At 60.9% G+C, this 24,366-nt stretch carries 22 protein-coding genes; 8 read left to right on the top strand and 14 right to left on the bottom strand.

The features are described 5' to 3' along the window. Window positions 1-148: 148 nt before the first annotated feature. Genes lptD through BN1124_RS19905 form a run of 6 tightly spaced genes read left to right on the top strand, consistent with a single transcriptional unit; the run spans window position 149 to window position 6,905 of the window. On the top strand, window positions 149-2,560 hold the full coding sequence (gene lptD, locus BN1124_RS19930; protein ID WP_042644839.1) for an LPS assembly protein LptD: 2,412 nt from the start codon (window positions 149-151) through the stop codon (window positions 2,558-2,560). A 30-nt stretch (window positions 2,561-2,590) separates the two neighbouring features. Beyond that, a complete protein-coding gene (gene surA / locus BN1124_RS19925) occupies window positions 2,591-3,883 on the top strand; it encodes a peptidylprolyl isomerase SurA (protein WP_042644837.1) in 1,293 nt (430 codons plus the stop codon). Between the two features lie 14 nt (window positions 3,884-3,897). Beyond that, window positions 3,898-4,893: a 4-hydroxythreonine-4-phosphate dehydrogenase PdxA gene (gene pdxA, locus BN1124_RS19920; RefSeq protein ID WP_042645005.1), complete on the top strand. Its 996-nt coding sequence runs from the start codon at window positions 3,898-3,900 to the stop codon at window positions 4,891-4,893. Next, window positions 4,883-5,710, top strand: coding sequence for a 16S rRNA (adenine(1518)-N(6)/adenine(1519)-N(6))-dimethyltransferase RsmA (rsmA, locus tag BN1124_RS19915; protein ID WP_042644835.1), 828 nt, complete (start codon window positions 4,883-4,885; stop codon window positions 5,708-5,710). Before pdxA ends, rsmA begins: the two co-directional genes overlap by 11 nt. A 4-nt stretch (window positions 5,711-5,714) precedes the next feature. Next, entirely contained in the window at window positions 5,715-6,077 is a 363-nt protein-coding gene (apaG, locus tag BN1124_RS19910; protein WP_042644833.1) for a Co2+/Mg2+ efflux protein ApaG, read from the top strand. 6 nt (window positions 6,078-6,083) lie between these two features. Continuing rightward, a complete protein-coding gene (locus BN1124_RS19905; RefSeq protein WP_042644831.1) occupies window positions 6,084-6,905 on the top strand; it encodes a symmetrical bis(5'-nucleosyl)-tetraphosphatase in 822 nt (273 codons plus the stop codon). Between the two features lie 143 nt (window positions 6,906-7,048). Here the strand turns inward: BN1124_RS19905 and BN1124_RS19900 are convergent, their stop codons facing one another. Both BN1124_RS19900 and BN1124_RS19895 read right to left on the bottom strand, forming a co-directional pair. Next, entirely contained in the window at window positions 7,049-7,534 is a 486-nt protein-coding gene (locus BN1124_RS19900) for a 2TM domain-containing protein (RefSeq protein WP_042644829.1), read from the bottom strand. 129 nt (window positions 7,535-7,663) lie between these two features. Continuing rightward, entirely contained in the window at window positions 7,664-8,653 is a 990-nt protein-coding gene (locus tag BN1124_RS19895; RefSeq protein ID WP_042644828.1) for a luciferase-like monooxygenase, read from the bottom strand. A 260-nt stretch (window positions 8,654-8,913) separates the two neighbouring features. Here BN1124_RS19895 and BN1124_RS19890 point away from each other — a divergent pair, with 260 nt between their 5' ends. Then, the gene (locus BN1124_RS19890) at window positions 8,914-11,823 is read left to right on the top strand and encodes an HD domain-containing phosphohydrolase (RefSeq protein WP_042644825.1); all 2,910 of its coding nucleotides are present in this window, start codon (window positions 8,914-8,916) and stop codon (window positions 11,821-11,823) included. Window positions 11,824-12,064: 241 nt separating this feature from the next. On the opposite strand, the gene cgtA is transcribed toward BN1124_RS19890, so the two are convergent. The 3 genes from cgtA to rplU form a co-directional block, all read right to left on the bottom strand. Next, entirely contained in the window at window positions 12,065-13,270 is a 1,206-nt protein-coding gene (gene cgtA / locus BN1124_RS19885; RefSeq protein ID WP_042644824.1) for an Obg family GTPase CgtA, read from the bottom strand. 189 nt (window positions 13,271-13,459) lie between these two features. Beyond that, window positions 13,460-13,717, bottom strand: coding sequence for a 50S ribosomal protein L27 (gene rpmA, locus BN1124_RS19880; protein ID WP_005911261.1), 258 nt, complete (start codon window positions 13,715-13,717; stop codon window positions 13,460-13,462). Between the two features lie 19 nt (window positions 13,718-13,736). Continuing rightward, the gene (gene rplU / locus BN1124_RS21060) at window positions 13,737-14,048 is read right to left on the bottom strand and encodes a 50S ribosomal protein L21 (RefSeq protein WP_033130528.1); all 312 of its coding nucleotides are present in this window, start codon (window positions 14,046-14,048) and stop codon (window positions 13,737-13,739) included. A 242-nt stretch (window positions 14,049-14,290) separates the two neighbouring features. Between rplU and ispB the strand changes: the two genes are divergently transcribed. Continuing rightward, complete coding sequence (ispB, locus tag BN1124_RS19870) at window positions 14,291-15,262, top strand: octaprenyl diphosphate synthase (protein WP_042644821.1); 972 nt, start codon at window positions 14,291-14,293, stop codon at window positions 15,260-15,262. 89 nt (window positions 15,263-15,351) lie between these two features. Here the strand turns inward: ispB and BN1124_RS19865 are convergent, their stop codons facing one another. From BN1124_RS19865 to tsaE, 9 genes are all read right to left on the bottom strand, one after another. Further along, a complete protein-coding gene (locus tag BN1124_RS19865) occupies window positions 15,352-15,540 on the bottom strand; it encodes a DUF2065 domain-containing protein (RefSeq protein ID WP_042644819.1) in 189 nt (62 codons plus the stop codon). A gap of 105 nt (window positions 15,541-15,645) precedes the next feature. Beyond that, window positions 15,646-16,530: a protease modulator HflC gene (gene hflC, locus BN1124_RS19860; RefSeq protein ID WP_042644817.1), complete on the bottom strand. Its 885-nt coding sequence runs from the start codon at window positions 16,528-16,530 to the stop codon at window positions 15,646-15,648. Between the two features lie 3 nt (window positions 16,531-16,533). Beyond that, window positions 16,534-17,685, bottom strand: coding sequence for an FtsH protease activity modulator HflK (hflK, locus tag BN1124_RS19855; RefSeq protein WP_042644815.1), 1,152 nt, complete (start codon window positions 17,683-17,685; stop codon window positions 16,534-16,536). Between the two features lie 92 nt (window positions 17,686-17,777). After that, window positions 17,778-19,064, bottom strand: coding sequence for a ribosome rescue GTPase HflX (gene hflX, locus BN1124_RS19850; protein WP_042644813.1), 1,287 nt, complete (start codon window positions 19,062-19,064; stop codon window positions 17,778-17,780). A gap of 63 nt (window positions 19,065-19,127) precedes the next feature. Beyond that, complete coding sequence (gene hfq, locus BN1124_RS19845) at window positions 19,128-19,391, bottom strand: RNA chaperone Hfq (RefSeq protein WP_033128769.1); 264 nt, start codon at window positions 19,389-19,391, stop codon at window positions 19,128-19,130. A gap of 72 nt (window positions 19,392-19,463) precedes the next feature. After that, on the bottom strand, window positions 19,464-20,414 hold the full coding sequence (miaA, locus tag BN1124_RS19840; RefSeq protein WP_082041673.1) for a tRNA (adenosine(37)-N6)-dimethylallyltransferase MiaA: 951 nt from the start codon (window positions 20,412-20,414) through the stop codon (window positions 19,464-19,466). Between the two features lie 31 nt (window positions 20,415-20,445). After that, window positions 20,446-22,341 (bottom strand): DNA mismatch repair endonuclease MutL, encoded by a 1,896-nt coding sequence (mutL, locus tag BN1124_RS19835; protein WP_042644807.1) that lies wholly within the window; start codon window positions 22,339-22,341, stop codon window positions 20,446-20,448. Between the two features lie 16 nt (window positions 22,342-22,357). Further along, a complete protein-coding gene (locus BN1124_RS19830; RefSeq protein WP_042644805.1) occupies window positions 22,358-23,893 on the bottom strand; it encodes an N-acetylmuramoyl-L-alanine amidase in 1,536 nt (511 codons plus the stop codon). Further along, a complete protein-coding gene (tsaE, locus tag BN1124_RS19825; protein ID WP_042644803.1) occupies window positions 23,884-24,357 on the bottom strand; it encodes a tRNA (adenosine(37)-N6)-threonylcarbamoyltransferase complex ATPase subunit type 1 TsaE in 474 nt (157 codons plus the stop codon). Before tsaE ends, BN1124_RS19830 begins: the two co-directional genes overlap by 10 nt. Window positions 24,358-24,366: the final 9 nt, after the last annotated feature.

Here is a 24,366-nt window from a genome sequence, read left to right as displayed (position 1 = left end):
CACTTGGCTGTTAGCCCTGGCCGCAATAATGCTTTATCATTGCCGGCTAACATAAAGCAATGACATGCAATGTCAACTCGATGGATCCTGACATAAAATGCATGCCCTGAATCAACCGTTTTTACCACGGATTGCGCGAGCCTTTCACATGACAAAATGGACACTGGGAGCCTCTGCTCCCATCGCCCTGACCATCAGCCTTGTCCCAGCCTTGAGTCCTTTCACGGTCCAGGCTGCGCCATTCAACGCGCCACCGGCTACCGGGATCCTGGATAGTCTCTGCTATGACTATGTTCCCAAAGTAGAAAAACCCAAAGCGGATGAGGACGCCAATGCGCTGCCCGTCGAGGTCGATGCGGATCGCCTCGAGGCCAAGCAGGGTGAGACCGCCGTCTATGAGGGTGACGTCAAGGTTCGTCAGGGGGTGCGCAAATTCGACTCCGACTACGCTCAGGTCGATCAGCAGAGCCGGGATGTCATCGCCATCGGCAACATCTATTACAACGACGGCCAGATCACCGTCACCAGCGACAAGACTCTCAAATCCAACCTGGATACCAAGGATTCCGAGCTGGAAGAGGGCAAGTATCAGGTTCACGGTTCACCGGTGCGCGGCTTCGCCGAGAAGGTGACCATGACCAACAACAACCAGAACATCACCCTGGAAGGGGCTCAGTACACCACCTGCCCACCGGGCCAGGAGGCCTGGACCCTGAAGGCAGGCAGCATCGACATCGATCAGACCGAGGTGTTCGGTGAGGCTTATAACGCCACCCTCTGGCTCTACGATTACCCGGTGTTCTACACCCCCTATATCAACTTCCCGATCAAGGATGAGCGCAAGACCGGCCTGCTCTATCCCTATTACAAGCAGAGTTCCGACAATGGCATGGAGATCACCCAGCCATTTTACTGGAACATAGCCCCGAACTACGACGCCACCATCACCCCGCGCTTCATGGACAGACGCGGCCTGATGAACCAGGTCGAGTTCCGCTATATGCCGGATCCGGCCCATACCGGCAGCTTTTACTTCGAGAACCTGGCGGATGACAAGCAGTACGACGAGACGGCCAGCCTCAATGATAACCTGGCCGATGGTCACCGCTACCTGATCAATGCCCGCCACACCTCCCTGTTCATGGACAACGCGCTGCGGGTATCGGTGGACTACACCAAGGTACGGGACAAGGACTACAACTACTTCAACGACTTCGACCCCAAGGTGGGTACCCAGGTCGACAACCAGTTGCAGCAATCCCTGACCGCCGGCTACTTCCAGCAGAACTGGAACCTCAAGACAGAGGTGCGTACCTACCAGATTTTGCTGGCCGGCGCCCAGCAGCCCCACTCCATGCTGCCGCGTATCGACCACAACTACTATCAGCAGGGCAGCTGGTACGATCTGGCCTGGAACACCGAGCTGACCAAGTTCGGCTACGACAACGATGAATCCACCATAGGCGAGGTCTACACAGGTACCCGCCTGTACAGCGCCCCGACCCTGACGGTGCCGCTCGTGACCTCGGCGGCTTACTACCTCGATAGTCAGTACAAGCTGATGTACACCCAGTACAATCAGGACGTGCCGGATGATGGCAAGCTCACCGCCTACTACCGTGACCGGGGCTTGACCGAGCTCGATGACCATGTCATCCGGGTGTTGCCGTCGTTTCGTCTCAAGGGCGGTCTCACCTTCGATCGACAACAACAGTGGTTCGGCGAGGAGGCCAACCAGACCCTGGAGCCGGAGTTCCAGTACCTCTATGTGCCCTACAAGGATCAGGACAATATAGGGATCTATGACTCCACCACCATGCGCCAGGATTACTACAGCCTGTTCAGCGATCAGCGTTATGCCGGCCTCGACCGCATCAGTGACTCCAACCGCCTGACCCTCGGCCTCACCAGCCGTGTCTATGACCCGGCCGGGGATGAACGAATTCGGCTGGCCGTTGCCCAAGCATTCGACTTCGTCGCCCCCAGGGTCACCCTCTACCCCAACGACGAGCTGAGCAACAACACCCGCTCCCCGCTCTCGTTCGAAGGGGATGCCAAGATCAACGAGCAGTGGTTTGCCCATGTGGGCGCACAATACGACATGGAGCAGAACCTCATCAGTTCAGCCAACAGCGCCCTGGAATACCGCCACGAGAAGCTGATCAGCCAGTTGAACTACCGCTTCATCCGGGATGCCAACTACGACCTGGAGAGCAAGGGCAAAGAGACAAGCGATCTCAACCAGATCGGCATGTTGTTGACCACCCCGCTCAACGATCAGTGGCACCTCTATGGCGGTTATTATTACGAGCTGGATCAAGGGGTCAAGGTTGACCGCAAGGTGGGCCTGAAGTACGACTCTTGCTGCTGGAGCATCAACTTCAACATGGAGTGGGTCAACGACCCGGATAACGTCAATTATCAGCCCAGTGCAGAGCGTAGTCTGGGGATTCAATTTGAAATGAAAGGATTGGGTAGCGTGGGAACGGGCCCAAAGGGGACTTCCCTGGATACCGAAGCCCTGCCTTACATTCGTCCGTTTAATCTGCTAGACCAATAACCGGTTTGGCACACGCATTGAGAGATGGATATGAAGAAGACGTTGATTTCCCTGCTGACCGCAGGCCTGTTTGGAGTCATGAGCCAGGGTGCCTTCGCCGCCCCCGAGCTGATGGACAAGGTGCTGGCCGTGGTCAACAAGGACGTGGTGCTGGTCAGCCAGCAGGATGCCCTGGTGCAGAAGGTGAAGGCCTCCGCTCAGGAGAGCGGCCAATCCCTGCCCGATGACGCCACCCTGCGCAAGCAGGCGCTGGATCGCCTGATCCAAGAGAGCCTGCAGTTGCAACTGGCGGATCGCCAGGGCCTGAAGATCAGCGACACCCAGCTGGAACAAGCCATCCAGAGCATCGCAGCCGACAACAAGATGACTCTGGAGCAGTTGCGCGCCCAGCTGGAGCGTGAAGGCCTGACCTACGCCCAGTACCGGGAAGAGGTTCGCCGCGAGATCCTGATGAACGAGGTGCGTCGCAGCCAGGTTCGCCGCCGCATCAACATCTCCGAGCAGGAGGTAAAACAGGTGGTCGAGGCGCTGAGCAAGCAGGGTCAGCAGCAGACCGAATACCACGTCGGTCACATTCAGGTTGCCCTGCCGGATAACCCGAACGCCGAGCAGCTCAATGCCGCCAAGGCCAAGATCGAACGCATCCTGGCCGCCCTGAAGGGCGGTGCCGATTTCCGCAAGCTGGCCATCGCCGAGAGTAATGGCCCCAAGGCCCTGGAAGGGGGTGACTGGGGCTGGATGAGCCCGCAGGAGATGCCCACTCTGATGGCGGAGGCGGTGCAAGGCGCCAGCAAGGGTGACATCGTCGGCCCGCTGCGCTCCGGCGCCGGTCTGCACATCATCAAGATCTTCGACACCAAGGGTCAGCAGCAAGTCATGCAGACCGAGGTCAAGGCCCGTCACATCCTGATCAAGCCCTCCATCATCCTGAGTGAGGAGAAGGCCAAGGGAACCCTGGACGGTATCTTGCACGACATCAAGAGTGGCAAGGCCAGCTTCGCCAGCATGGCGGAGAAATACTCCGAAGATCCGGGCTCTGCGGTGCAGGGTGGCGAACTGGGCTGGTCCGATCCCGGCGTCTATGTGCCGGAGTTCCGCGACATGGTCAACCGTCTGCAACCGGGCCAGATCAGCGAGCCGTTCCGCACCAGCCACGGCTGGCACATAGTGCAGCTGGAAGACCGTCGCAGCCAGGATGCCACCGGCAAGGCACAGGAGCAGCGCGCCTATCAGCTGATCTTCAACCGCCGCTTCACCGAAGAGTCCCAAGCCTGGCTGGATGAGCTGCGCGATGAGGCCTATATCCAGATCGAACCGAACTGATGGAAGAGAAGCTGATGAGCTGCCAGCGTCTCGCCATCACGCCGGGTGAACCGGCGGGCATAGGCCCGGATCTGGTGCTGCAGATAGCCCAGCAGGGCTGGCCCCATCAGCTGGTGGTGATCGCCGATCCCGCCCTGCTGCGCGAGCGAGCCGCCCTGTTGGGGCTGTCCATCGGGCTGGAACCCTATGACGCAAGCGCCCCTGCCCGCCCCCAGCGGGCGGGGACGCTCACGCTCTGCCCCATCCAACTCGGCGCACCAGTGATGCCGGGTGAGCTCGATGAGGCGAACGGCGCCTACGTGCTGGCGACCCTGCAACGTGCCTGCGACGGCAACATGAACGGCGAGTTTGCCGCCGTGGTGACCGGGCCGGTACACAAAGGGATCATCAATCAGGCCGGCGTCTCGTTCAGCGGCCACACCGAGTTCTTCGCCCAGCAGTCCGGCACCGCCGACGTGGTGATGCTGCTGGCGACGGAAGGGCTGCGAGTGGCACTGGCGACCACCCATATTCCCCTCGCCTACGTGGCCATGGCCATCACCGAAGATCGCCTCGGCAAGGTGATCCGCATCCTGGATGCGGATCTCAAGGCCAAGTTCGGCATTGCCAAGCCCCGGATTTACGTCTGTGGCCTCAATCCCCACGCCGGGGAAGGGGGACATCTCGGCCGGGAAGAGATCGAGGTGATCGAGCCAGCCCTCGCTGGCTTGCGCGAGGAAGGCATCGATCTGGTCGGCCCGCTGCCGGCCGACACCCTGTTCCAGGACAAATACCTCAAGGATGCGGATGCGGTACTCGCCATGTACCACGACCAGGGGCTGCCCGTGCTCAAGTACAAGGGCTTTGGCAACTCGGTCAATATCACCCTCGGACTCCCATTCATCCGCACTTCGGTGGATCACGGCACAGCGCTGGATCTGGCAGGCAAGGGCCTGGCGGACTCGGGCAGCCTCACCACCGCGATTAACCACGCCATCCAGATGGTAGAGAAAAAAAGCTATGAGCAGTAAGGTGCAGAACAATAAAGTGCACATGGGCCACACGGCCCGTAAGCGTTTCGGTCAAAACTTCTTGCACGACCGTTATGTGATCGACCAGATAGTCGCCGCCATCAACCCGCAACCGGGTCAGAATCTGGTGGAGATAGGTCCGGGTCTGGCCGCGCTGACCGAACCGGTCGCCTCCCAGATGGACAAGATGACAGTCGTCGAGCTGGACCGGGATCTGGCCGCGCGCCTGCGTGAGCACCCCACCCTCAAGGACAAGCTGACCGTGATCGAGGCCGATGCCATGCGCTTCGACTTCGGCACCCTGATGGGGGAAGGCAAGGGGCCGTTGCGCATCTTTGGCAACCTGCCCTACAACATCTCCACCCCACTCATCTTCCACCTGTGCGAGTTCGCCGACCGGGTAGAGGACATGCACTTCATGCTGCAAAAGGAAGTGGTATTGCGGATGTGCGCCGGCCCCGGCAGCAAGGCCTATGGTCGCCTGAGCGTCATGGTGCAGTACTACTGCCAGGTGATCCCGGTGCTGGAAGTGGGCCCTGGCGCCTTCAAACCGGCGCCCAAGGTCGATTCTGCCGTGGTACGCCTGATGCCGCACAAGAACCCGACAATCGTCGCCAAAGACATGCGCTGCCTGAGCCGCGTCTGTACCGAGGGCTTCGGTCAACGTCGCAAGACCATTCGCAACAGCTTCGCCAACTTCATCACCGAGGCTCAGCTGACCGAGCTCGGCATCGATGGCAGCCTGCGTCCGGAGAACCTCTCCCTCGAGCAGTTCGTCCAGATCGCCAACTGGCTGGCCGATCAGCAGCAGGCCTGATCCCATGGCACATCCCCGGATACTGATCCGCCCCCATCCCAGCTATGTGGCAGGCACCGAGGATCCTTACCATTTTATCTATCTCATCGAGATAGAGAATCTGGGGCCGGGGACGGTGCAACTGCTGCATCGACGCTGGCTCATCACCGACGCCAATGGCAAGATGCAGGAAGTGGAAGGTCCCGGGGTGGTCGGCGAACAACCCTTGATCGCCCCCGGCGAGACCTTTAGCTACCAGAGTGGCGTTCCCCTCGCCACTCCGTTAGGCGTGATGGAAGGCAGCTACATCCTGCAAGATGAGTCGGGGCAGCAATTTGAAGCCCCCATAGCGCCCTTCACGCTGGCCGTACCCAACATTATCAACTGAGGTTTCATGGCGAACTGTTTCGTCGGTGATATCCAGGGCTGCTACGACGACTTGCGCCGCCTGCTGGATCTCGCCGAGTTCGACTTCGATAACGACACGCTCTGGCTGTGTGGCGATCTCGTCGCCCGCGGGCCGGACTCTCTCAATACCCTGCGTTTCGTCAAATCCCTGGGACAGCAGGCCGTCAGTGTGCTCGGCAACCACGATCTGCACCTGCTGGCGGTGGCCCACGGCGTGGCACCGCTCAAGAAGAAAGACAAGCTGCAGGCCCTGATGGAGGCCCCGGATCGGGACGAGCTGCTGGAGTGGCTGCGTCACCGCCCGCTGCTGGCAGAGCACCCGGACCTGCCCATCATGATGATCCACGCCGGCCTCTCCCCCGCCTGGGATGCCCACACCGCCCGCAGTTGCGCGCGCGAGGTGGAGAGCCTGCTGCGCGGCGATCAGTACCAGTGGCTGCTGCACAACATGTATGGCGACCAGCCGGACAGCTGGGACGACAACTTGTTGGGGATAGAGCGCTACCGCTACATCATCAACAGCTTCACCCGCATGCGGTTCTGCTACTTCGATGGCCGGCTCGAATTCAAGTGCAAGAAAGGCCCCACGGAGTCCACCCCCGGCCTGCGCCCTTGGTTCGAGCAACGCGAGCACCATGTGGATGACCCCATACTGGTGTTCGGCCACTGGGCTGCGCTGATGGGTGCCACCGGCAAGGACGACATCAAGGGACTGGATACCGGCTGCGTCTGGGGCAACAGCCTCACCATGTGGCGGTATGAAGACGACGCCATGATTGCGACCCCCTGCCCCGCTTACGCCAAATAAGCCGTCGCGGCAGCGCCGTATCGCAAGCAACCTCACCGAAGAGGCATGCCCTAGCCCTGCCTGCACCAAGTGAGGCGAGAGGCGGACAATAAAACGGGCCCGGCATCACTGCCGGGCCCGTTTTTATGGTGATCATCGCGGGACTAGAGTTTGCGTCCCAGCCGTTTCTCGACCTGACGTCGCTCCCATTCGGGCCCGAACAGCTTGAACGGCTGGAACAGATTGATGGCATGGGACATCAGGCCCAATCCCCAACCCAGCATGGGCCACCAGGCCCAGATGTAATCCGGGTTGCTCAGGTAGTTGATGACAAACAGACCCGTCATCACCAGCACATAGCTGGTGAGGTGGCCATAGAAGCCCTTGAGCCCCTCGACAAACTTCATCGCCTCCCGCTCATCCCGCGCCACGTGCACGCTTCCCTGACTGTCGAACTCATTGCCTTTCATCTCGCTCTCCTGCAGTTGAGTCACATCGAGCTCAAAGACTGAGGCCAGGGCCTTGAGGGATTCCAGTCCGGGTTGTTGCCCCTGCTCGATCCGCTGTATGGTGCGCACACTCAGACCGGACAGGGTCGCCAACTGCTCCTGTGACCAACCCCGCTGCAATCTCAATTTCCTGACTATCATCATCGGCTCCTTGTGATTTTGAACAGGGCCAGCATAGGGCCGGAAACACGCTCGGCGACACGACAAAGGCCTGACATCAACCTGACTGTCGTGTTAAATCAACATCTTGACTCTCATTCGCCCCATGATTTAGAGGCTCTGCATCAGCTCGGCGGCGATCTCGAACGAGCGCAGCCTGGCCTCGTGGGAGACGATGGGGCCGTTGAACATCAGCTCATCGGCGCCGGTTTCCGCCAGCAATGCCTGCAAGCCGTGGCGGACCCTGTCTCGGTCACCCACCAGGGAGCGCGCCAGGGTCTGCTCCATCGCCATCAGCTCCCGCGGCGACCACTCCTCCCCCAACTCCTGCACCGGCAGCGGCAACTTGCCCGCATCGCCGCGATAGAGCCGCAGGAACTGCTGCTGCAGTGTGGTGAACAGGAAGCGGGCCTCGCGCTCGGTGTCGGCCGCTATCACGTTGATGCACACTACGGCATAGGGCTTGGGCCAGCGGGCGGAAGGCTGGTACTGGCTGCGATAAAGTTCCAGCGCCTGCAGCAGCAGGCCGGGGGCGAAGTGGGAGGCAAAGCCGAACGGCAGCCCCATGGCGGCGGCCAGCTGGGCGCTGTAGAGACTGGACCCCAGCAGCCAGACGGGCACCTCCAGCCCCTGACCCGGCACCGCCTGCACGGCCCCCGGTTGGTCGCCAAAGTAGCGCATCAGCTCGCGCACATCCGCCGGGAAGTCGTCCACCTCGCCGCTGCGCTGACGGCGCAGCGCCTGCATGGTGCGCTGATCCGTGCCGGGGGCACGCCCCAGTCCCAGATCGATCCTGTCCGGGTAGAGGGAGGCCAGGGTGCCAAACTGCTCGGCGATCACCAGCGGCGAGTGATTCGGCAACATGATGCCGCCGGCCCCCAGCCGCAGTGTGCTGGTACCGCCGGCCAGATGGCCGATCAGCACCGAGGTGGCGGCGCTGGCGATGCCCGGCATGTTGTGATGCTCCGCCAGCCAGTAGCGGTGATAGCCCCAGCGCTCGGCGTGACGGGCCAGATCCAGCGAGTGGCGAAATGATTCGGCGGGCACCGAGCCTTCGGGTACGGGTACAAGATCGAGGACGGAATAGGGGATGGCGGACATGGGACACTCCATTGATTCACGGGTAACTCATCAGCGGGCACTGTAGCACGAGATATCTGAATGAATCACGCTGCCCACCCATGGTCCCGTCGCCCGCTCCCGAAGAAACGAACCCTGCCCCCTCCCGCTCACATCGTGAAGATCCTCGAAAGGGTCTGCTTTTTCTCTGATATTCCCGCCGGATGGCTGTGTTTTTTGTCATCCTGCGAGCACACTGATGAGGGATCATTGGGTTATCGTTCGTCGGCAAGGATGCATTCATGACAACGGCAAGACTGGGTCGCAGGCCCTTCTACGTACACATCGCTACCCTGTTCATTCTGTTGTTCACCCTGCTGGGGGGCGCCCTCATCCTGCTCCAGTATCAGCAGGGCATGCAGCAGGGCTTGGAGCACGAGCGACAGAGCTTCCTGCAGTATCGGGAACAGCTGGCGCTGGCACTCAAGCTGAACGAGCGCCCGGCCCGCATGTCCCTGAGCCTGCTGCGCAGCGGCCAGCTGGCGGAGATGACGGATCTGGAGGCGCGCCTCACCTATCTGCCCCAGCTGGCGGAAGTGCTGGCCAACAGCACCAGCTATGGTGCCGTCTATGCCGGTTACGATAACGGTGACTTCTTTCTGGTCCGCAAGTTGACCAAACGGGCCAAGGAGCGGCTGGAGCCGGCCCCTCCCGCCAGTTATCTGCTGGTGCAGAGCCTGAGTCAGGGCCAGGGGGAGTACCTCTATTTCGACAAGCGGCTGCATCTGCTCGAGCGCCGACTCATGCCTGACTATCGCTTCGATCCCCGCAGCCGCGACTGGTACAAGGAGGCGCGCTGGCGCACCGGCATCGTCGTGACCCACCCCTACCTCTTCTTCACCACCAAGGAGCCTGGCATGACGCTGGCGGTGGAGAGCGACGATAGGCGCGCGGTGATCGGACTGGACACCAGCGTGGAGGGCCTCTCCGCCCTCATCGGCGAGCTGCCCCTGCCCAGCCATTGCCAACTGGTGTTGTTCGATGAGTTCGGCACCCTGCTGGCCACGGATCCCAAGCTGCTGCCAAGCTTCGATCAGCTGAGTCGACTGCCCATGCTGTCGGCACTCAATGATCCCATCCTGACCCAGTTGCAGCAGCAGATCGCCACCCAGCCCACCCTGCTGCACGGCCCGAGCGAGCAGAGCCTGACCCTGAGCGCGGCGGATCGCAGCGACTGGCTGATCAATCTCTCCGCCCTTGGCGAAGGCTCCCCCTTCCATGTCGCCCTGCTGGTACCGACAGAGGCGCTCACCGCACAGGCTCGCCACGAGGCCCTGCGCAACCTTGTCTGGGCCCTGGCCGGGTTGTTGCTGTTGTTGCCCGTCATCTGGCTGGTGGCGAGACGCACCGCGGCACCCTTGCTGGCACTGACCCAGGAGGCGGAGCGGATCCAGCATTTCGACTTCAGCGAGAGCCGGGGACCCGACTCGGCGATCCGGGAGATTGACGATCTGGCCCGCACCATGTCGGGCATGCGCCTGACCCTCGGCAACTTCATGAGCATGGGCCGGGCACTGGCGGCCGAGCACCGCTTCGATTCCCTGCTCAACCGCATCCTGCACGAGACAATAGCGGCGGTGCAGGCGGAAGGGGGCTGCCTCTACCTGGCGCAGGGCGAGCAGATGACGGCGATACAAGCCATCTGGCAACAGCAGTCTCTGTCTGCCGAACAACTGCGCTGGCAGGATGAACTGCTCGGCGGCCTCTACCATACCGAGCGGCTCAGCCTGAGCCTAGATGCCGACGACTGGCAGCAATACCTGACCGGCTGGGGCCCCTTCCCCGGCCCCCGCCAGCTGCTGGTGGAACCGCTGCACAATCACCGCCAGGAGCGGATCGGCTGCCTGCTGCTGATCCTGCCCCATTGCTCGGCGTCCGAGCTGGCCTCACGCACCAGCCTGATCGAGGCGCTGGCCGGCATGTCTGCCTCCGCCATCGAGAATCAGCGCCTGCTGGAGGAGCAAAAGCAGCTACTTGAGGCCTTCATCGAGCTGATCGCGGGAGCCATCGATGCCAAGAGCCCCTACACGGGCGGCCACTGCCAACGCGTGCCCGAGCTGACCCGCATGCTGACGGAGGCCGCCTGCGCCCAGCAGCAGGGACCCTTCAGCGACTTCAGCTTGAGCGAAGAGGAGTGGGAGGCTATCCACATCGCAAGCTGGCTGCACGACTGCGGCAAAGTCACCACGCCGGAGTTCGTGGTCGACAAGGCCACCAAGCTGGAGACCATCTACGACCGGATCCACGAGATCCGCACCCGCTTCGAGGTACTCAAGCGCGATGCCTACATAGAGGTGCTGGCGGCCCGCTTGCCGGAGCAGGAGCGGGTGGCGAGCCGGGAGGCCGTGGCCCCCCTCTGGTCCACCCTGGATCGGGAGTTTGCCTTCGTCGCCGAGTGCAACCTCGGTGGTGAGTGGATGGCGCCGGAGAAGCTGGAGCAACTCAACCTCATTGCCAACCGTACCTGGCTGCGCACCCTGGACGACCGGCTGGGGATCAGCCGGGATGAGCTCAGACGGCATCAGGATGAGCCTGCCCCCGAGCTGCCTTGCCTCGAGCCGCTGCTGGCCGACAAGCCGCAACACCTGGTACCCCGCCCCGGCCACGACAGCCTGACCGACCACAATCCCTGGGGATTCAAGGTCAAGGTCCCCGTTCACCTCTACAACAGGGGCGAGTGCTACAACCTCGCCATCGGCCGCGGCACCCTCACCGAGGAGGAGCGCTACAAGATCAACGATCACATCATCCAGACCATTCGCATGCTGGAACGGCTCCCCTTCCCCCGCCACCTGCGCAAGGTGCCGGAGATCGCCGGCGGTCACCACGAGCGGATGGATGGCAAGGGCTATCCGCGCCAGCTGCTGGGCGCCCAGATGAGCATCCCCGCCCGCATCATGGCCATCGCCGACATCTTTGAGGCGCTGACCGCGAGCGATCGCCCCTACAAGTCGGGCAAGACGGTCTCCCAGTCCCTGGCCATCATGGAGCACATGGTGCAGGAGCAGCACATAGATCCGGCGCTGTTTGACCTGTTCGTCACCAGCGGTGTCTGGCGGGATTATGCCCTGCGTTTCCTGGCGCCGGAGCAGCTGGACGAGGTGGATGAAGGGACACTACGCGGCGGCAAAATAGCTTCTGAGGTGGGATAGCAGCGTCCCGATTGACTGTCCTGCATTCGCTGGCCAGCCATCATTAGCATATGAATGGCTGCGCATTGCTTGTTGAGAAGGATGTACCGCCACCACCAAAGAATCAGATGGTGAAACCACCCACCACGAGAGGCTTAGGTAGTTTTAATCTCCTTTCCCCCATAAAAAAACCGGAGCCTGTTGCCAGGCTCCGGTTTTTTGCAGGGGTGGGCTCGAAAGCCGCACCACTCAGGCAGGACTATTAGTCGCGGACGTAGATGACCTCGACGCCGTCATCATCGTCGTCATCGAAGTCGTCGTCATCGTCCAGTGCCTCATCGAAGGCTCTGGACGCCGCCAGCGCCTCGGCTTCCGCCTGGGCCAGCTGGTTCTTGTGGTAATCATCCCACTTGAACTCCACCTTCTCGATGGCGGCCTTGGCATCGGCTTCCAGCTGACGGGGCATGGTGTCCAGCAGATCCAGAATGTCGTAGCAGACCTTCTTGGTGCCTTCCTTGCTGATGGCGGTGATCTGATAGACGGGACCTTCGTAGGCCAGCGCGGCCTTGACTCTGTCCATCACTTCCTGGGCTTCTTCTTCCAGGATCAGATCCATCTTGTTGAACACCAACCAGCGCGTCTTGCCGGCCAGCTCGGGGCTGTACTTCTCCAGCTCCCGGACTATGGTCACCGCATTCTCGGCGGGATCAGAGCCATCGACCGGGCAGATGTCCACCAGGTGGAGCAGCACGCGGCAACGCTCGAGGTGCTTCAGGAAGCGGATGCCGAGGCCAGCCCCTTCGGCGGCGCCTTCGATCAGGCCCGGAATATCGGCGATGACGAAGGAGCGGGAGTTCTCACCACGCACCACACCGAGGTTCGGGACCAGGGTGGTGAAGGGATAGTCGGCCACTTTCGGGCGGGCAGCAGACACGGCGCGAATGAAGGTGGACTTGCCCGCATTGGGCAGACCCAGCATGCCGACGTCCGCCAGCAGCAGCAGCTCCAGCTTCAGGGTACGCACTTCACCCGGGGTGCCATTGCTCTTCTGATAGGGGGTACGGTTGACCGAACTCTTGAAACGGGTGTTGCCGAGGCCATGGAAGCCACCTTTGGCGACCAGCAGCTTCTGACCGTGAGCGGTCAGATCCCCCAGCAATTCGCCGGTATCTTCATCGCTGGCACGAGTACCGACGGGCACACGCAGGACGCGATCCTTGCCGCGGCGACCGGTACAGTTGGCACTTCTGCCATTCTCACCACGCTCGGCTGCGTGAAAACGCTCGAAACGGTAGTCGATCAGGGTATTCAGGTTCTCGTCGGCGAGCAGGTACACATCACCGCCGTCGCCACCGTCACCACCGTCCGGGCCACCGTTGGGAATATACAATTCCCGACGGAAGCTCACACAACCGTTACCACCGTCACCGGCATCGACTCGAATCTGGACTTCATCAACAAACTTCATAGGTAACCGTCACCCTTAATTCGAAAAACCGATACGCAATTATAGTGGTACAGACCCCTGCGGGCGAGACGCATCTGGCCGATGGGCCCGTCTACGCCGGCTCATCCGCGTGCCGTTTTTTCGTCAAACTCATCAGAAAAACAAAAGCCCCGCCAGGTTGGCGGGGCTTCGGATCCTTGCGGTCCGTAATTACTCAGCAACGATGCTGACGTACTTACGATTCTGCGGACCTTTAACTTCGAACAACACTTTACCGGTCGCGGTAGCGAACAGAGTGTGGTCGGTACCCAAGCCAACGTTGGTGCCAGGGTGGAACTTGGTGCCACGCTGACGAACGATGATGCTGCCTGCCAGTACAGTTTCGCCGCCGAAGCGCTTGACGCCGAGGCGTTTGGCTTCTGAGTCGCGACCGTTGCGGGATGAACCGCCAGCTTTCTTATGTGCCATTTTTCAGATTCCTCTCGAATTAAGCGCTGATGCCAGTGATTTTGACTTCAGTGAACCACTGACGGTGGCCAGCTTGCTTGCGATGGTGCTTACGACGACGGAACTTGACGATAGTCACTTTCTCGCCACGGCCGTGAGCCACAACTTCAGCAATAACCTTGCCACCTTCAACGAAAGGAGCACCTACTTTAAAAGTGTCGCCTGCAGCAACCATCAGAACTTCGTTGAAGTCGATAGTAGCGCCAGTCTCAACGTTCAGCTTTTCCAGACGAACGATTTGACCTTCGGCCACACGGTGTTGTTTTCCGCCGCTTTGGAATACCGCGTACATTTGATTAACTCCGTAAAGGCGTGTCTTTTGCTCAAGGCCAGACACGCGCAAAAACCTATAACAATGGGCCGGCATTCTACGCAAATCGATCTGCTCAGGCAAGGCCAAATTAGCAAAAAGTTTACTTTGTGCGCATATCCGCCGCCGTGAATAAACGCTTAACTGTAACCCATTGTGAAATCGTGTAGAATCCCCGCCATTGCTAAAAACGCAGTAATTGCTGCCGTCACGTTACGAGACTTATGGACCAACAGACTATCCGTGCGCTCTGTGCCGCCGACATGACGGCGGTCAATGAACTGATCCTGGCGAGACTCCAGTCCGATGTCAGCCTGATCAACCAACTGGGTTTCTACATTGTCAGTGCAGGCGGAAAACGGATGCGCCCCATGCTGACAGTCATGGCCGCCCGCGCACTGGGTTATGAAGGTGAAGATCACCTGAAACTGGCCGCCATCATCGAATTCATTCACACCTCCACCCTGCTGCACGACGATGTGGTCGACGAATCCGACCTGCGCCGTGGCCGGGAGACCGCCAATGCGCTGTTTGGCAATGCCGCAAGCGTCTTGGTCGGTGACTACCTCTACAGCCGCTCCTTCCAGATGATGAGCGAGCTCTCCAACCTCAAGGTGATGGAAATCCTGTCGGATGCCACCAACACCATCGCCGAGGGGGAAGTGTTGCAGCTGATGAACTGCAACGATCCGGATACCACGGAAGAGAGCTACATGACGGTCATCTACTGCAAGACCGCCAAGCTGTTCGAAGCCGCCACCCGTCTCGCCGCCGTGCTGACCCATCAGCCCGCATCCATCGAGCAGGCCATGACGGATTACGGCAAGTATCTGGGCACCGCCTTCCAGATCATCGATGACGTCATGGACTACTGCTCCCAGAGCGATGAGATGGGCAAGAACGTCGGTGACGATCTGGCCGAAGGCAAACCTACTCTGCCGCTGCTGCGTGCCATGGCGGTGGGCTCCCCGGAAGAGCGTCAACTCATCCGTGATGCCATCGAGCATCGCAACGGCATGGACCACCTCGACCGTATCCTGAGCATTCTGGACAGCACCGGTGCCCTCGAGTACTCCCGCCAGCGCGCCCGGGAAGAGGCCGACAAGGCGATTGCCGCCCTCGCCATCTTGCCCGACTCCGAGCACAAGCAGGCACTGGCCACCCTGGCCGAGATGGCGGTACAACGCAGCGCCTGACTGGGCAGTCTGCTATCCATGAAAAAGAGGCCCACGGGCCTCTTTTTTGATCTGCGCTGAACGCACCGTCGCTCGGCAACCCACGCGACTCAGTGAGCCAGCGCCCAGAGGATCACGGCTCCCGCCACTACTAGGCAGCCACCGATGCGACGCAACGATTCAGGGGGCTGATCGCTCATCAGCCGCAGCATCTGCTGCCAGGCCTTTGGCGCCAGCAAGGGTCCCAAGCCTTCAAACAACAGCAACAGCCCCAATCCCATCAAGATGGATGTCAGCATCCTGTCTCCTCCCATGAAAAAGCCACCCGCCTCGGCAGGTGGCCCTATGTTCTAATGCAAGAAGGGCCTGAATATTCAGGCCCTTCGCTCTTACCGTTTGGCTTGTTACTGCTTGTCGCCGTGAGGAGACTTGAGGTAACGGAAGAACTCGCTGTCCGGCTTCAGGACCATGAGGTCGTTGCCACCGGCGAAGCTCTTGCGGTAGGCCTCCATGCTACGCACGAAGCTGAAGAACTCGGGGTCCTTCTTGTAGCTGTCGGCATAGATCTTGGCGGCTTCGGCATCCCCTTCACCACGCAGCTGACGCGCATTACTCTCGGCGTCGGCGATCATGACGGTGACCTTGCGGTCGATGTCGGCACGCAGGATTTCGGCCTGCTCACGACCCTGGGAGCGGTGCTCACGGGCCACGGCGGTCCGCTCGGCACGCATCCGCTGATAGATGGAGCTGGAAACTTCCACCGGCAGGTTGATCTGCTTGATCCGCACATCCACCACCTTGATGCCGAGCTCGGAGGAGCGCGCCATCTTCATCAGCGCATCTTCCATCACGGTACTGCGCTCACCGGAGACGATGTCCTTGATGGTGCGGTTACCGATCTCGGAACGCAGGCCGTTGTTTATCTTGCGCTTGAGCAGGTCTTCGGCCTGGATCTTGTTGCCACCACCCGTTGCCAGGTAGTACTTGGAGAAGTCCTCGATCTTCCACTTCACGTAGGAGTCGATGATGAGGTCTTTCTTCTCCGAGGTGACGAAGCGATCAGCCTGACCTTCCAGGGTCTGGATGCGGGCATCCATCTTGCGAACCTGATCGATCACCGGCACCTTGAAGTGCAGGCCCGGCTCGTAGAGGCGGGGTTCACCGGAGTCAACCCGCTTCACCTTGCCGAATTGCACGACTATGCCCTTCTGACCTTCATCGACGATGAAGACGGAGGAGAAGCAGACCATGGCGGCCACAGCGATGACACCAATAGCTATTTTTTTCATCTATTAGTTTCTCCCTGTGCTGAAACGGTCACCGCCACGCAGCGGCGTCGGAGTGGAATTAGCCCCTTCGTTGGACGGCTGGGCCGGCTCCACCGCAGGTGTGCCCGCCGGACGTGCCGGTTGCACCGCATTCGCCTTGCCAGACAGCTTGTCCAGTGGCAGGTAGATCATGCTGTTGTTGCCAGCAGGCATGTCGACCAGCACCTTGTTAGCTTGCTGATACAGCTCTTCCATGGTTTCCAGGTAGATACGCTCACGGGTCAGCTCGGGCGCGGCCTGATACTGGGGCAGCAGCTCGTTGAAGCGAGCGACTTCACCCTTGGCCTTCAGCACGATCTGGGACTTGTAGCCTTCGGCTTCCTGTTCCAGACGCTTGACCGAGCCGCGGGCCTTTGGCTCAACTTCACGGGCATAGGCTTCCGCTTCACGAATGAAACGCTGTTCATCTTCCTGAGCGGAGATGGCGTCATCGAAGGCGTCTTTCACTTCTTCCGGCGGACGCGCCGGCAGGAAGTTGACGTCGACGATCTGCAGACCCATCTGGTAGGGCTCGATGATGCCATCGATCACCTGCCAGGTTTCCTGACGGACCTTCTCACGACCCGTGGTCAGCACATCATCCATCCGGGTGTGACCCACCACGTAGCGCAGGGCGCTGTCGGTGGCCTGGCTCAGACTCTCATCCGCATTGGTGACGCTGAACAGGTACTGCTCGGGATCGACCACGCGATACTGCACGTCCATCTCGACCCGGACCACGTTCTCGTCCTGGGTCAACATGAAGCCGGAGGCCGGCAGGGAGCGCACGGACTCGACGTCAACCGGGATCACCCGATCGATGAAGGTCGGCTTCCAGCGCAGGCCAGGATCCACGTTGTGGGAATACTCCCCAAAGCGCAGTACCACGCCGCGTTCGGCTTCACGAATGGTGTAGAAGCCGCTGACGACCCACACCACCACGGCCACCACCAGCGCGATGGAGAGGCCAAACTTGCCCACATCACCACCACCGGATTTGCCACCGCCGAACAGACCACCGAACCGGCGGCTCACTTTACGCAGCATTTCATCCAAATCAGGGGGTCCCTGATTCTTGCCGTTATTCCCCCAAGGGTCACGGTCTTTGCCGTTGTTACCAGGCTCATTCCAAGCCATCAGCGTCTCCATTAATACATGCGGATGGATATCATCTCTATCGGGTTATCGCTCGTTGATGAAGCCGCTAAGCCTTCATCTTCATCGACCAGTCAATGCCTGATAAAGCGTTGTAAACTCTCACCTTCTTGCTTCATGAGGCGGTTCCAGTCGGCCACTTGCAAGCGCACCTCCAGGACAAAATCCCCCTCCTCACTGAAACCTTCCTGCTCGATGCCTTTCAGCCGATAGAGCGCACTGCGCAATCTCGCGGCCGAGGGCGGCAGTTGCAGGGTGTGATGGACCATGGATCCAGCCAGCAATTCGGTCAGGGCTGCGAACAGGTATTCGCTCCCCTCACCGGTCTGGGCCGACAGCCAGACCCGCAGTGGGCGACCCTCGTCATCCCGCTCCAGGCCAGCCGGACGATCGGTCAGCTTGTCTATCTTGTTACAGATCATCAGCTGAGGACGGTCATCCGCCTCGATCTCGGCCAGCACTGTCTGTACCGACTCGACATTCTCCTGCATCTGCTCATCGGCACAGTCCACGACGTGCAGCAGCAAGTCCGCCTCGCGGGTCTCCTGCAGCGTCGCCTTGAAGGCCGCGACCAGATCATGGGGCAAGTGCCGAATAAATCCAACTGTATCCGCCAGGATCACATCACCCACATCCTGGATCACCAATTTACGCAGGGTGGGATCCAAAGTTGCGAACAATTGGTCGGCAGCATACACGCTGGCATCTGTAAGTTGGTTGAACAAAGTGGACTTTCCGGCGTTGGTATAGCCCACCAGCGAAACGGTCGGCACCTCGTTGCGGTTGCGGGCGCGACGACCTTGCTCCCGCTGCTTTGCCACCTTGTCGAGTCGACGCAGAATCGCCTTGATGCGTTCCCGCAACAGGCGTCGGTCGGTCTCAAGTTGAGTCTCACCCGGGCCGCGCAGACCGATACCGCCCTTCTGACGCTCAAGGTGGGTCCAGCCTCGCACCAGGCGAGTAGAAAGATGGCGCAATTGGGCCAGTTCGACCTGCAACTTGCCTTCGTGAGTACGGGCACGCTGAGCGAAGATATCGAGGATGAGGCCGGTTCTGTCCACCACCCGGCACTGGAACAGACGCTCCAGGTTACGCTCCTGGGCGGGGGTCAGGGCATGGTTGAAGATGACCACGTCCGCATTCAGCATCTGAACCTGGGACGCGATCTCCTCCGCCTTGCCGCTACCGACAAAAAACTTGGCGCTGGGCGCACTGCGACTGGTGGTGATCACCCCCAGCGCATTGACCCCGGCCGAGCTCACCAGCATCTTGAGCTCTTCCAGATCCTCCCGCTCACCCTCATCGCTGAAGTTGACATGTACCAGAACGGCCTGTTCACCAGCTTCGTAACGGTCAAACAAGCGCTTGCTCCTTAACAGATCTCATGATGAATCCGGGTTGGCGAGCCGGCTCGCCGCGACATATCACGCCTCGGCTTCACCCTGCTCTTCACCGGCCGCGCCCGGGGCAGGCTGGTGATGATTGACGGCACGGGCCGGCACCACGGTAGAAATGGCGTGCTTGTAAACCATCTGGCTCACGGTGTTCTTCAGCAAGATGACAAACTGGTCAAACGATTCGATCTGACCCTGCAGTTTGATGCCGTTGACCAAATAGATAGAAACGGGAATACGCTCACGGCGCAGCGCATTCAAAAACGGGTCTTGGAGAGATTGCCCCTTAGCCATCTTTCTTTTCCTTATAGTTTGTTGTTTTTAAACACCGGATATCGCTATAACAACCTGATTATACAGGGAGTGTCAAGCCGCACCAGCACGGGCAACCACCCTTGCCAGATTGCCAGACTCACCAGATTCCAACCAGGTCAGATCGGACCAGCCACGTAACCAGGTCATCTGGCGCTTGGCCAGCTGACGGGTGGCAACGATGCCACGATAACGCATCTCATCATATCCCACTTCCCCTGCCAGATAGTCCCACATTTGGCGGTAGCCAACGCAGCGAATTGCAGGCAGGTCGGGGTGGAGATCCCCCCGTTCAAACAAGGCTCGCACCTCTTGCTCGAAGCCGTTTTGCAGCATCAGATCGAAGCGTTGTTCGATGCGTTGATGCAACACGGCGCGATCACTCGGTGCGATAGCAAACTGGTGTACCCGATACGGCAAGCCTTCCCCCTGCACCTGGGTCAGCTCGGTGAGCGTCTTGCCGCTGATACGATAGACCTCCAGCGCCCGACACAGACGCTGCGGGTCGTTGGGGTGAATGCGCGCACCGGCCACGGGATCGAGGCGCACCAGCTCATCGTGCAGGGCCTGCCAACCGAGGCGGGCTGCCTCTTCTTCCAGCCCGGCGCGAATGACCGGATCCGCCGGTGGCAGGGGAGAGAGCCCCTCCAGCAGCGCCTTGAAGTAGAGCATGGTGCCCCCCACCAGCAGCGGGATGCGGCCACGGGCCACTATCTCGTCCATCTCGCGCAGGGCATCGCGGCAGAAATCCGCCGCCGAATAGCTCATGGCGGGATCCAGAATGTCGATCAGTCGGTGCGGCGCCTGCGCCAGCTCGGCGGCACTCGGTTTGGCGGTGCCGATGTCCATGCCGCGATAGATGAGCGCGGAGTCCACGCTGATGATGTCGCAAGGCAGGGCCTGACACAGGGCGATGGCGAGATCCGTCTTGCCGGAGGCCGTCGGCCCCATCAGAAAAATTGCATTCGGCAACTCAGCCACGTTCACTTTCCTCTCGCACGGCATATAGAAGGCAAGGAATCGACCCGGAGGGGATTCATTGCGCCTGACCGCCCTGCGTAAATGCTTCCAGCACGGCCGCCAACGACAGGGGGCGCACCATGCGAATATCTGCCAGTTGGTCACTGAAATTGCTCACAAGTTCCGTCAGCAAACGACTGGCCGTTGAAAAATCATATACTTTTTCGGTGCTTATGCCCTGCTCCACCAGCCATTGGCATACTACTTCAGCCAGCTGGTTAGCATCACTGTCAGATCCGCTCTCGATTAACTGCAGCAATTCGGGTAAGAGTCGAACCAGATCGGTCTGACGCAGCAAGGCGGGCACCCGAGTCAAGATCATGGTGTCGCGCCCACCGCTTTTCAACTCCAGCCCCATGCGTTTAAGCAAACGTTCCTGTTCTTCTACCAGCGCGACCAGGGGCTTGGGCAGTTTGAAGGAGACCGGCAGCAGCAGTGGCTGAGCCGCCAACCCTTGGCCCCAGGCCTCCAGCAGCCAGTGGCGCAGCAGCAGGCGCTCGGCCCGCACCAGGGAGAGCAGCGCCAGCTGGCCATGCCGCTCCAGCAGCAGGTAGGACTGCTCCACCAGGGTCAGGGCACGATAGGCCTGCGGCGGCTGGGTGGCCGTGACGGCGCCAACCGGCGCGGCGGGGGCCGCGGATCCGGCCTCGGCGATGGGCAGGGTGGTCAGCAAGGCGCCCATGCCGCGCATCGCCTCCCGGCTCGGGGGCTCGGGGGGCTGATAATGGCCGCCACGAGTCGTGCCGCCCTCCCGCGCCTCACCGCTCTCCCTGACCTGGGCCGGGGAGCGATAGCTGTGCTCGGCGCCATACCACTCCGGACGCGGCGCCTGACCGGGATATTCTATTTTTGACGCGGATGACAGTTCAATCTGACTACCAGCCAGTGGTTCTTCCATATCATCCGCTACCCTGCTCTCGCGATGCAGTGCACTGAACAGGGCCTGGAAGATGAAGTCGTGGATCAGGCGGGCCTGATGAAAGCGCACCTCGTGCTTGGCCGGATGCACGTTCACGTCTACCTGACGGGGATCCAGCTCGATGTAGAGCACATAGGCGGCGAAGCGGTCAGCGGGCAGCAACTCGTCATAGGCCTGGCGAATGGCGTGATTGATGAGCTTGTCGCGCATCATGCGGCCGTTGACGTAGGTGTATTGCAGATCGTTCTGCGGCCTGGCACCGGCGGGGGCTGCCAGCCAACCCCAGAGCCGCACGTCGCTGTGCTCGCTCTCCACCGCCAGGGCGTGGTGCATGAAGGGAGTACCGCAGACGGCGGCGAGGCGGCGCTCCTGCTCCGCCACCGTGTTGGCAGCCTTGTACTGGCGCACCACCTTGCCGTTGTGGCGCAGGATCAGGGTGATATCGAAGCGGGAGAGCGCGATGCGGCGTATCAGTTCGTCGATGTGGGCGAACTCTGTCTTCTCGCTGCGCATGAACTTGCGCCGGGCCGGGGTGTTGAAGAAGAGATCCACCACCTCCACTGTCGTGCCCACCGGGTGGGCCGCCGGCTTGACGGTGACGCTCATCTCGCGTCCCTGCGCCTCGGCCTGCCAGGCCTCGGTTTGCTCCGCCGTGCGGGAGGTAAAGGTGAGGCGGGAGACGGAGCTGATGGAGGCGAGCGCCTCCCCCCTGAAGCCCAGGCTGTTGATCCCTTCCAGATCGTCCAGGGTCGCCACCTTGGAGGTGGCATGGCGCGACAGTGCCAGCACCAGCTCGTCTTTGGCGACGCCGCTGCCGTTGTCACGGATGCGGATGAGCTTGGCGCCCCCCTTGTCGATGTCGACCTCGATCCGATCCGCCCCCGCATCCAGGCTGTTCTCCACCAGCTCCTTCACCACGGAGGAGGGCCGCTCAACTACCTCGCCGGCGGCGATCTGGTTCGCCAGGATAGGAGGCAATATACGGATCGGCATCAGTTACTCCTGATTGTTATTGTTGCGGGATGTAGAGCACCTGCCCTATCTGGATGTCCCGCGATTTCAGTTTGTTGATCTCCACCAGCCGCGCCTGGCTCACCCCGTGCTTCTCGGCGAGGCGGGAGAGGCTCTGGCCACGGGTGACCACGTGCCGGATCATCTTCGACTTGTCGTTGGCCTGCACGCTACTGACCGGCACGCTCGGCTCCTTGGCCGCCACAGAATAGGGCTTGATCACCCCAGCGCCGGAGCCGCCGTTCACGCTGCTGACCGGGGCTCCACCGTCACTGCTGCGGGTCGGCTCGGTGGCCGGCATGCGATTGGTCACCTGCTGCTGGGGGGCGGCCGCGACCACCGCCTTCTTCGCCGCCGGTTGACTGGTTCTGGCCACCTGCTGACCCTTGCCGGTCATCATGGGGCCCTTGGTCGGGTGGCTGCGATAGTAGTTGCGGATCCCCTCGAAGATGGCGCGGGCCAGCTGATCCTGATAGCTGGCGGTAGCCAAAAGCTTCTCTTCCGCATGGTTGGAGATGAACCCCGTCTCCACCAGCACTGAGGGGATGTCCGGCGCCTTGAGCACCGCCAGGCTGGCGTGTTCCGGCGCCTTCTTGTGCAGCCGGGCAACCTTGCCCATGGAGCGCAGGATCTGGCGGCTGACGTCATAGCCCTCGGCTCGGGACTTGTCCATGGAAAGGTCGAGGAAGGTCTGCGCCAGATAGGGATTGGGATCGGATTCGGCCAATACCTTGCCCACCCCGCCGAGCAGTTCCCCCTGCTTCTCCTGCTTCTCCAGCCAGCTACCCATCTCGCGGTTGGCGCGGTTGGTCGACAGCACCCAGACGGAGGCGCCGCGCGGGGTGGAGTTATGGAAGCTGTCCGCGTGCACCGACACCAGCAGATCGGCCTTGGCCTTGCGGGCGATTTCGGAGCGCTTGTTCAGGTCGACGAAGTAGTCCCCACGCCGGGTCATCACGGCGCGCATGCCGGGCTCACGGTCGATCAGCGCCGCCAACTTCTGGGATACCGCCAGGGTCACCCGTTTCTCGTAGGTGCGGCGCGGGCCTATGGAGCCGGGATCTTCCCCGCCATGACCGGGATCGATGGCGATGACGATGGCCTTGCCCTGCCCGCCGACGGGAGTGGACTGCGCTGTGCTGGCCCCCTTCTCCTCATAGGGCAAGTCGATCACCAGCCGGTGACCATAGGGGCCTGCCGGTGCCAGCGGGAACACCACCGGCTTGATGTTGGAGCTGAGATCCAGCACCAGTCGCATGCTGCCCTTCTCGAGCGGCGTGCTCTCGCGGATCTTGCGCACCAACTCGCTCTTATTCTCGATGCGGGTCAGGTTGGCGGCGTTGCTCGCCCCCTTCAGATCGATCACCAGCCGGCTCGGACCGGTCAGGGTGAAATAGTTGAAATTGGGGGCACTGCTCATGTCGAGCACGACCCGGGTGTTATCCGGCGATGGCCAGACCCGCACACTCTTGAGCTGATTCGCGTAGGAGGGCAGGGCCAGCAGGGAAAATACAACGAAAAGGATCAAGCGCACTGAGATGACAACCGTTCCAGAATGGCTTCGCCAATAGCAGTGCGGGCCACTATCAGGGCCTCACGCTGCTCGTTTACATACGTCAGGGTAATCTCGAGATCGGGTGCGGGCAGCCAGCCCTCCCCCTTCTGTGGCCACTCCACCAAACAGAGGGTATCGGCCACGAAGTAGTCCCGAATGCCCATGAATTCCAGCTCTTCCGGATCCGCCAGTCGATAGAGATCGAAGTGATAGACCTGCCAGTTGGCCAATTCATAGGGCTCAACAAGGGTATAGGTCGGACTCTTAACCTTGCCTTGATGGCCGAGTCCTTGCACCCAACCTCGGGTCAGGGTGGTCTTGCCGGCTCCGAGAGTGCCGTGCAGGAATACCGTGGTCGCCTGCTGGCACGCCTGCGCCAGCCGTCCGCCCAGTGCCACTGTTGCTGCCTCATCCGGCAGTGTCATCATCAACTGTTTTGCCATGTTCTTCTT

The organism is Aeromonas eucrenophila (genome assembly GCF_000819865.1).
GTDB classification, from domain to species: domain Bacteria; phylum Pseudomonadota; class Gammaproteobacteria; order Enterobacterales; family Aeromonadaceae; genus Aeromonas; species Aeromonas eucrenophila.
Note: the sequence above shows the minus strand (reverse complement) of the source record. Positions and strands in the feature narration are given on the sequence as shown.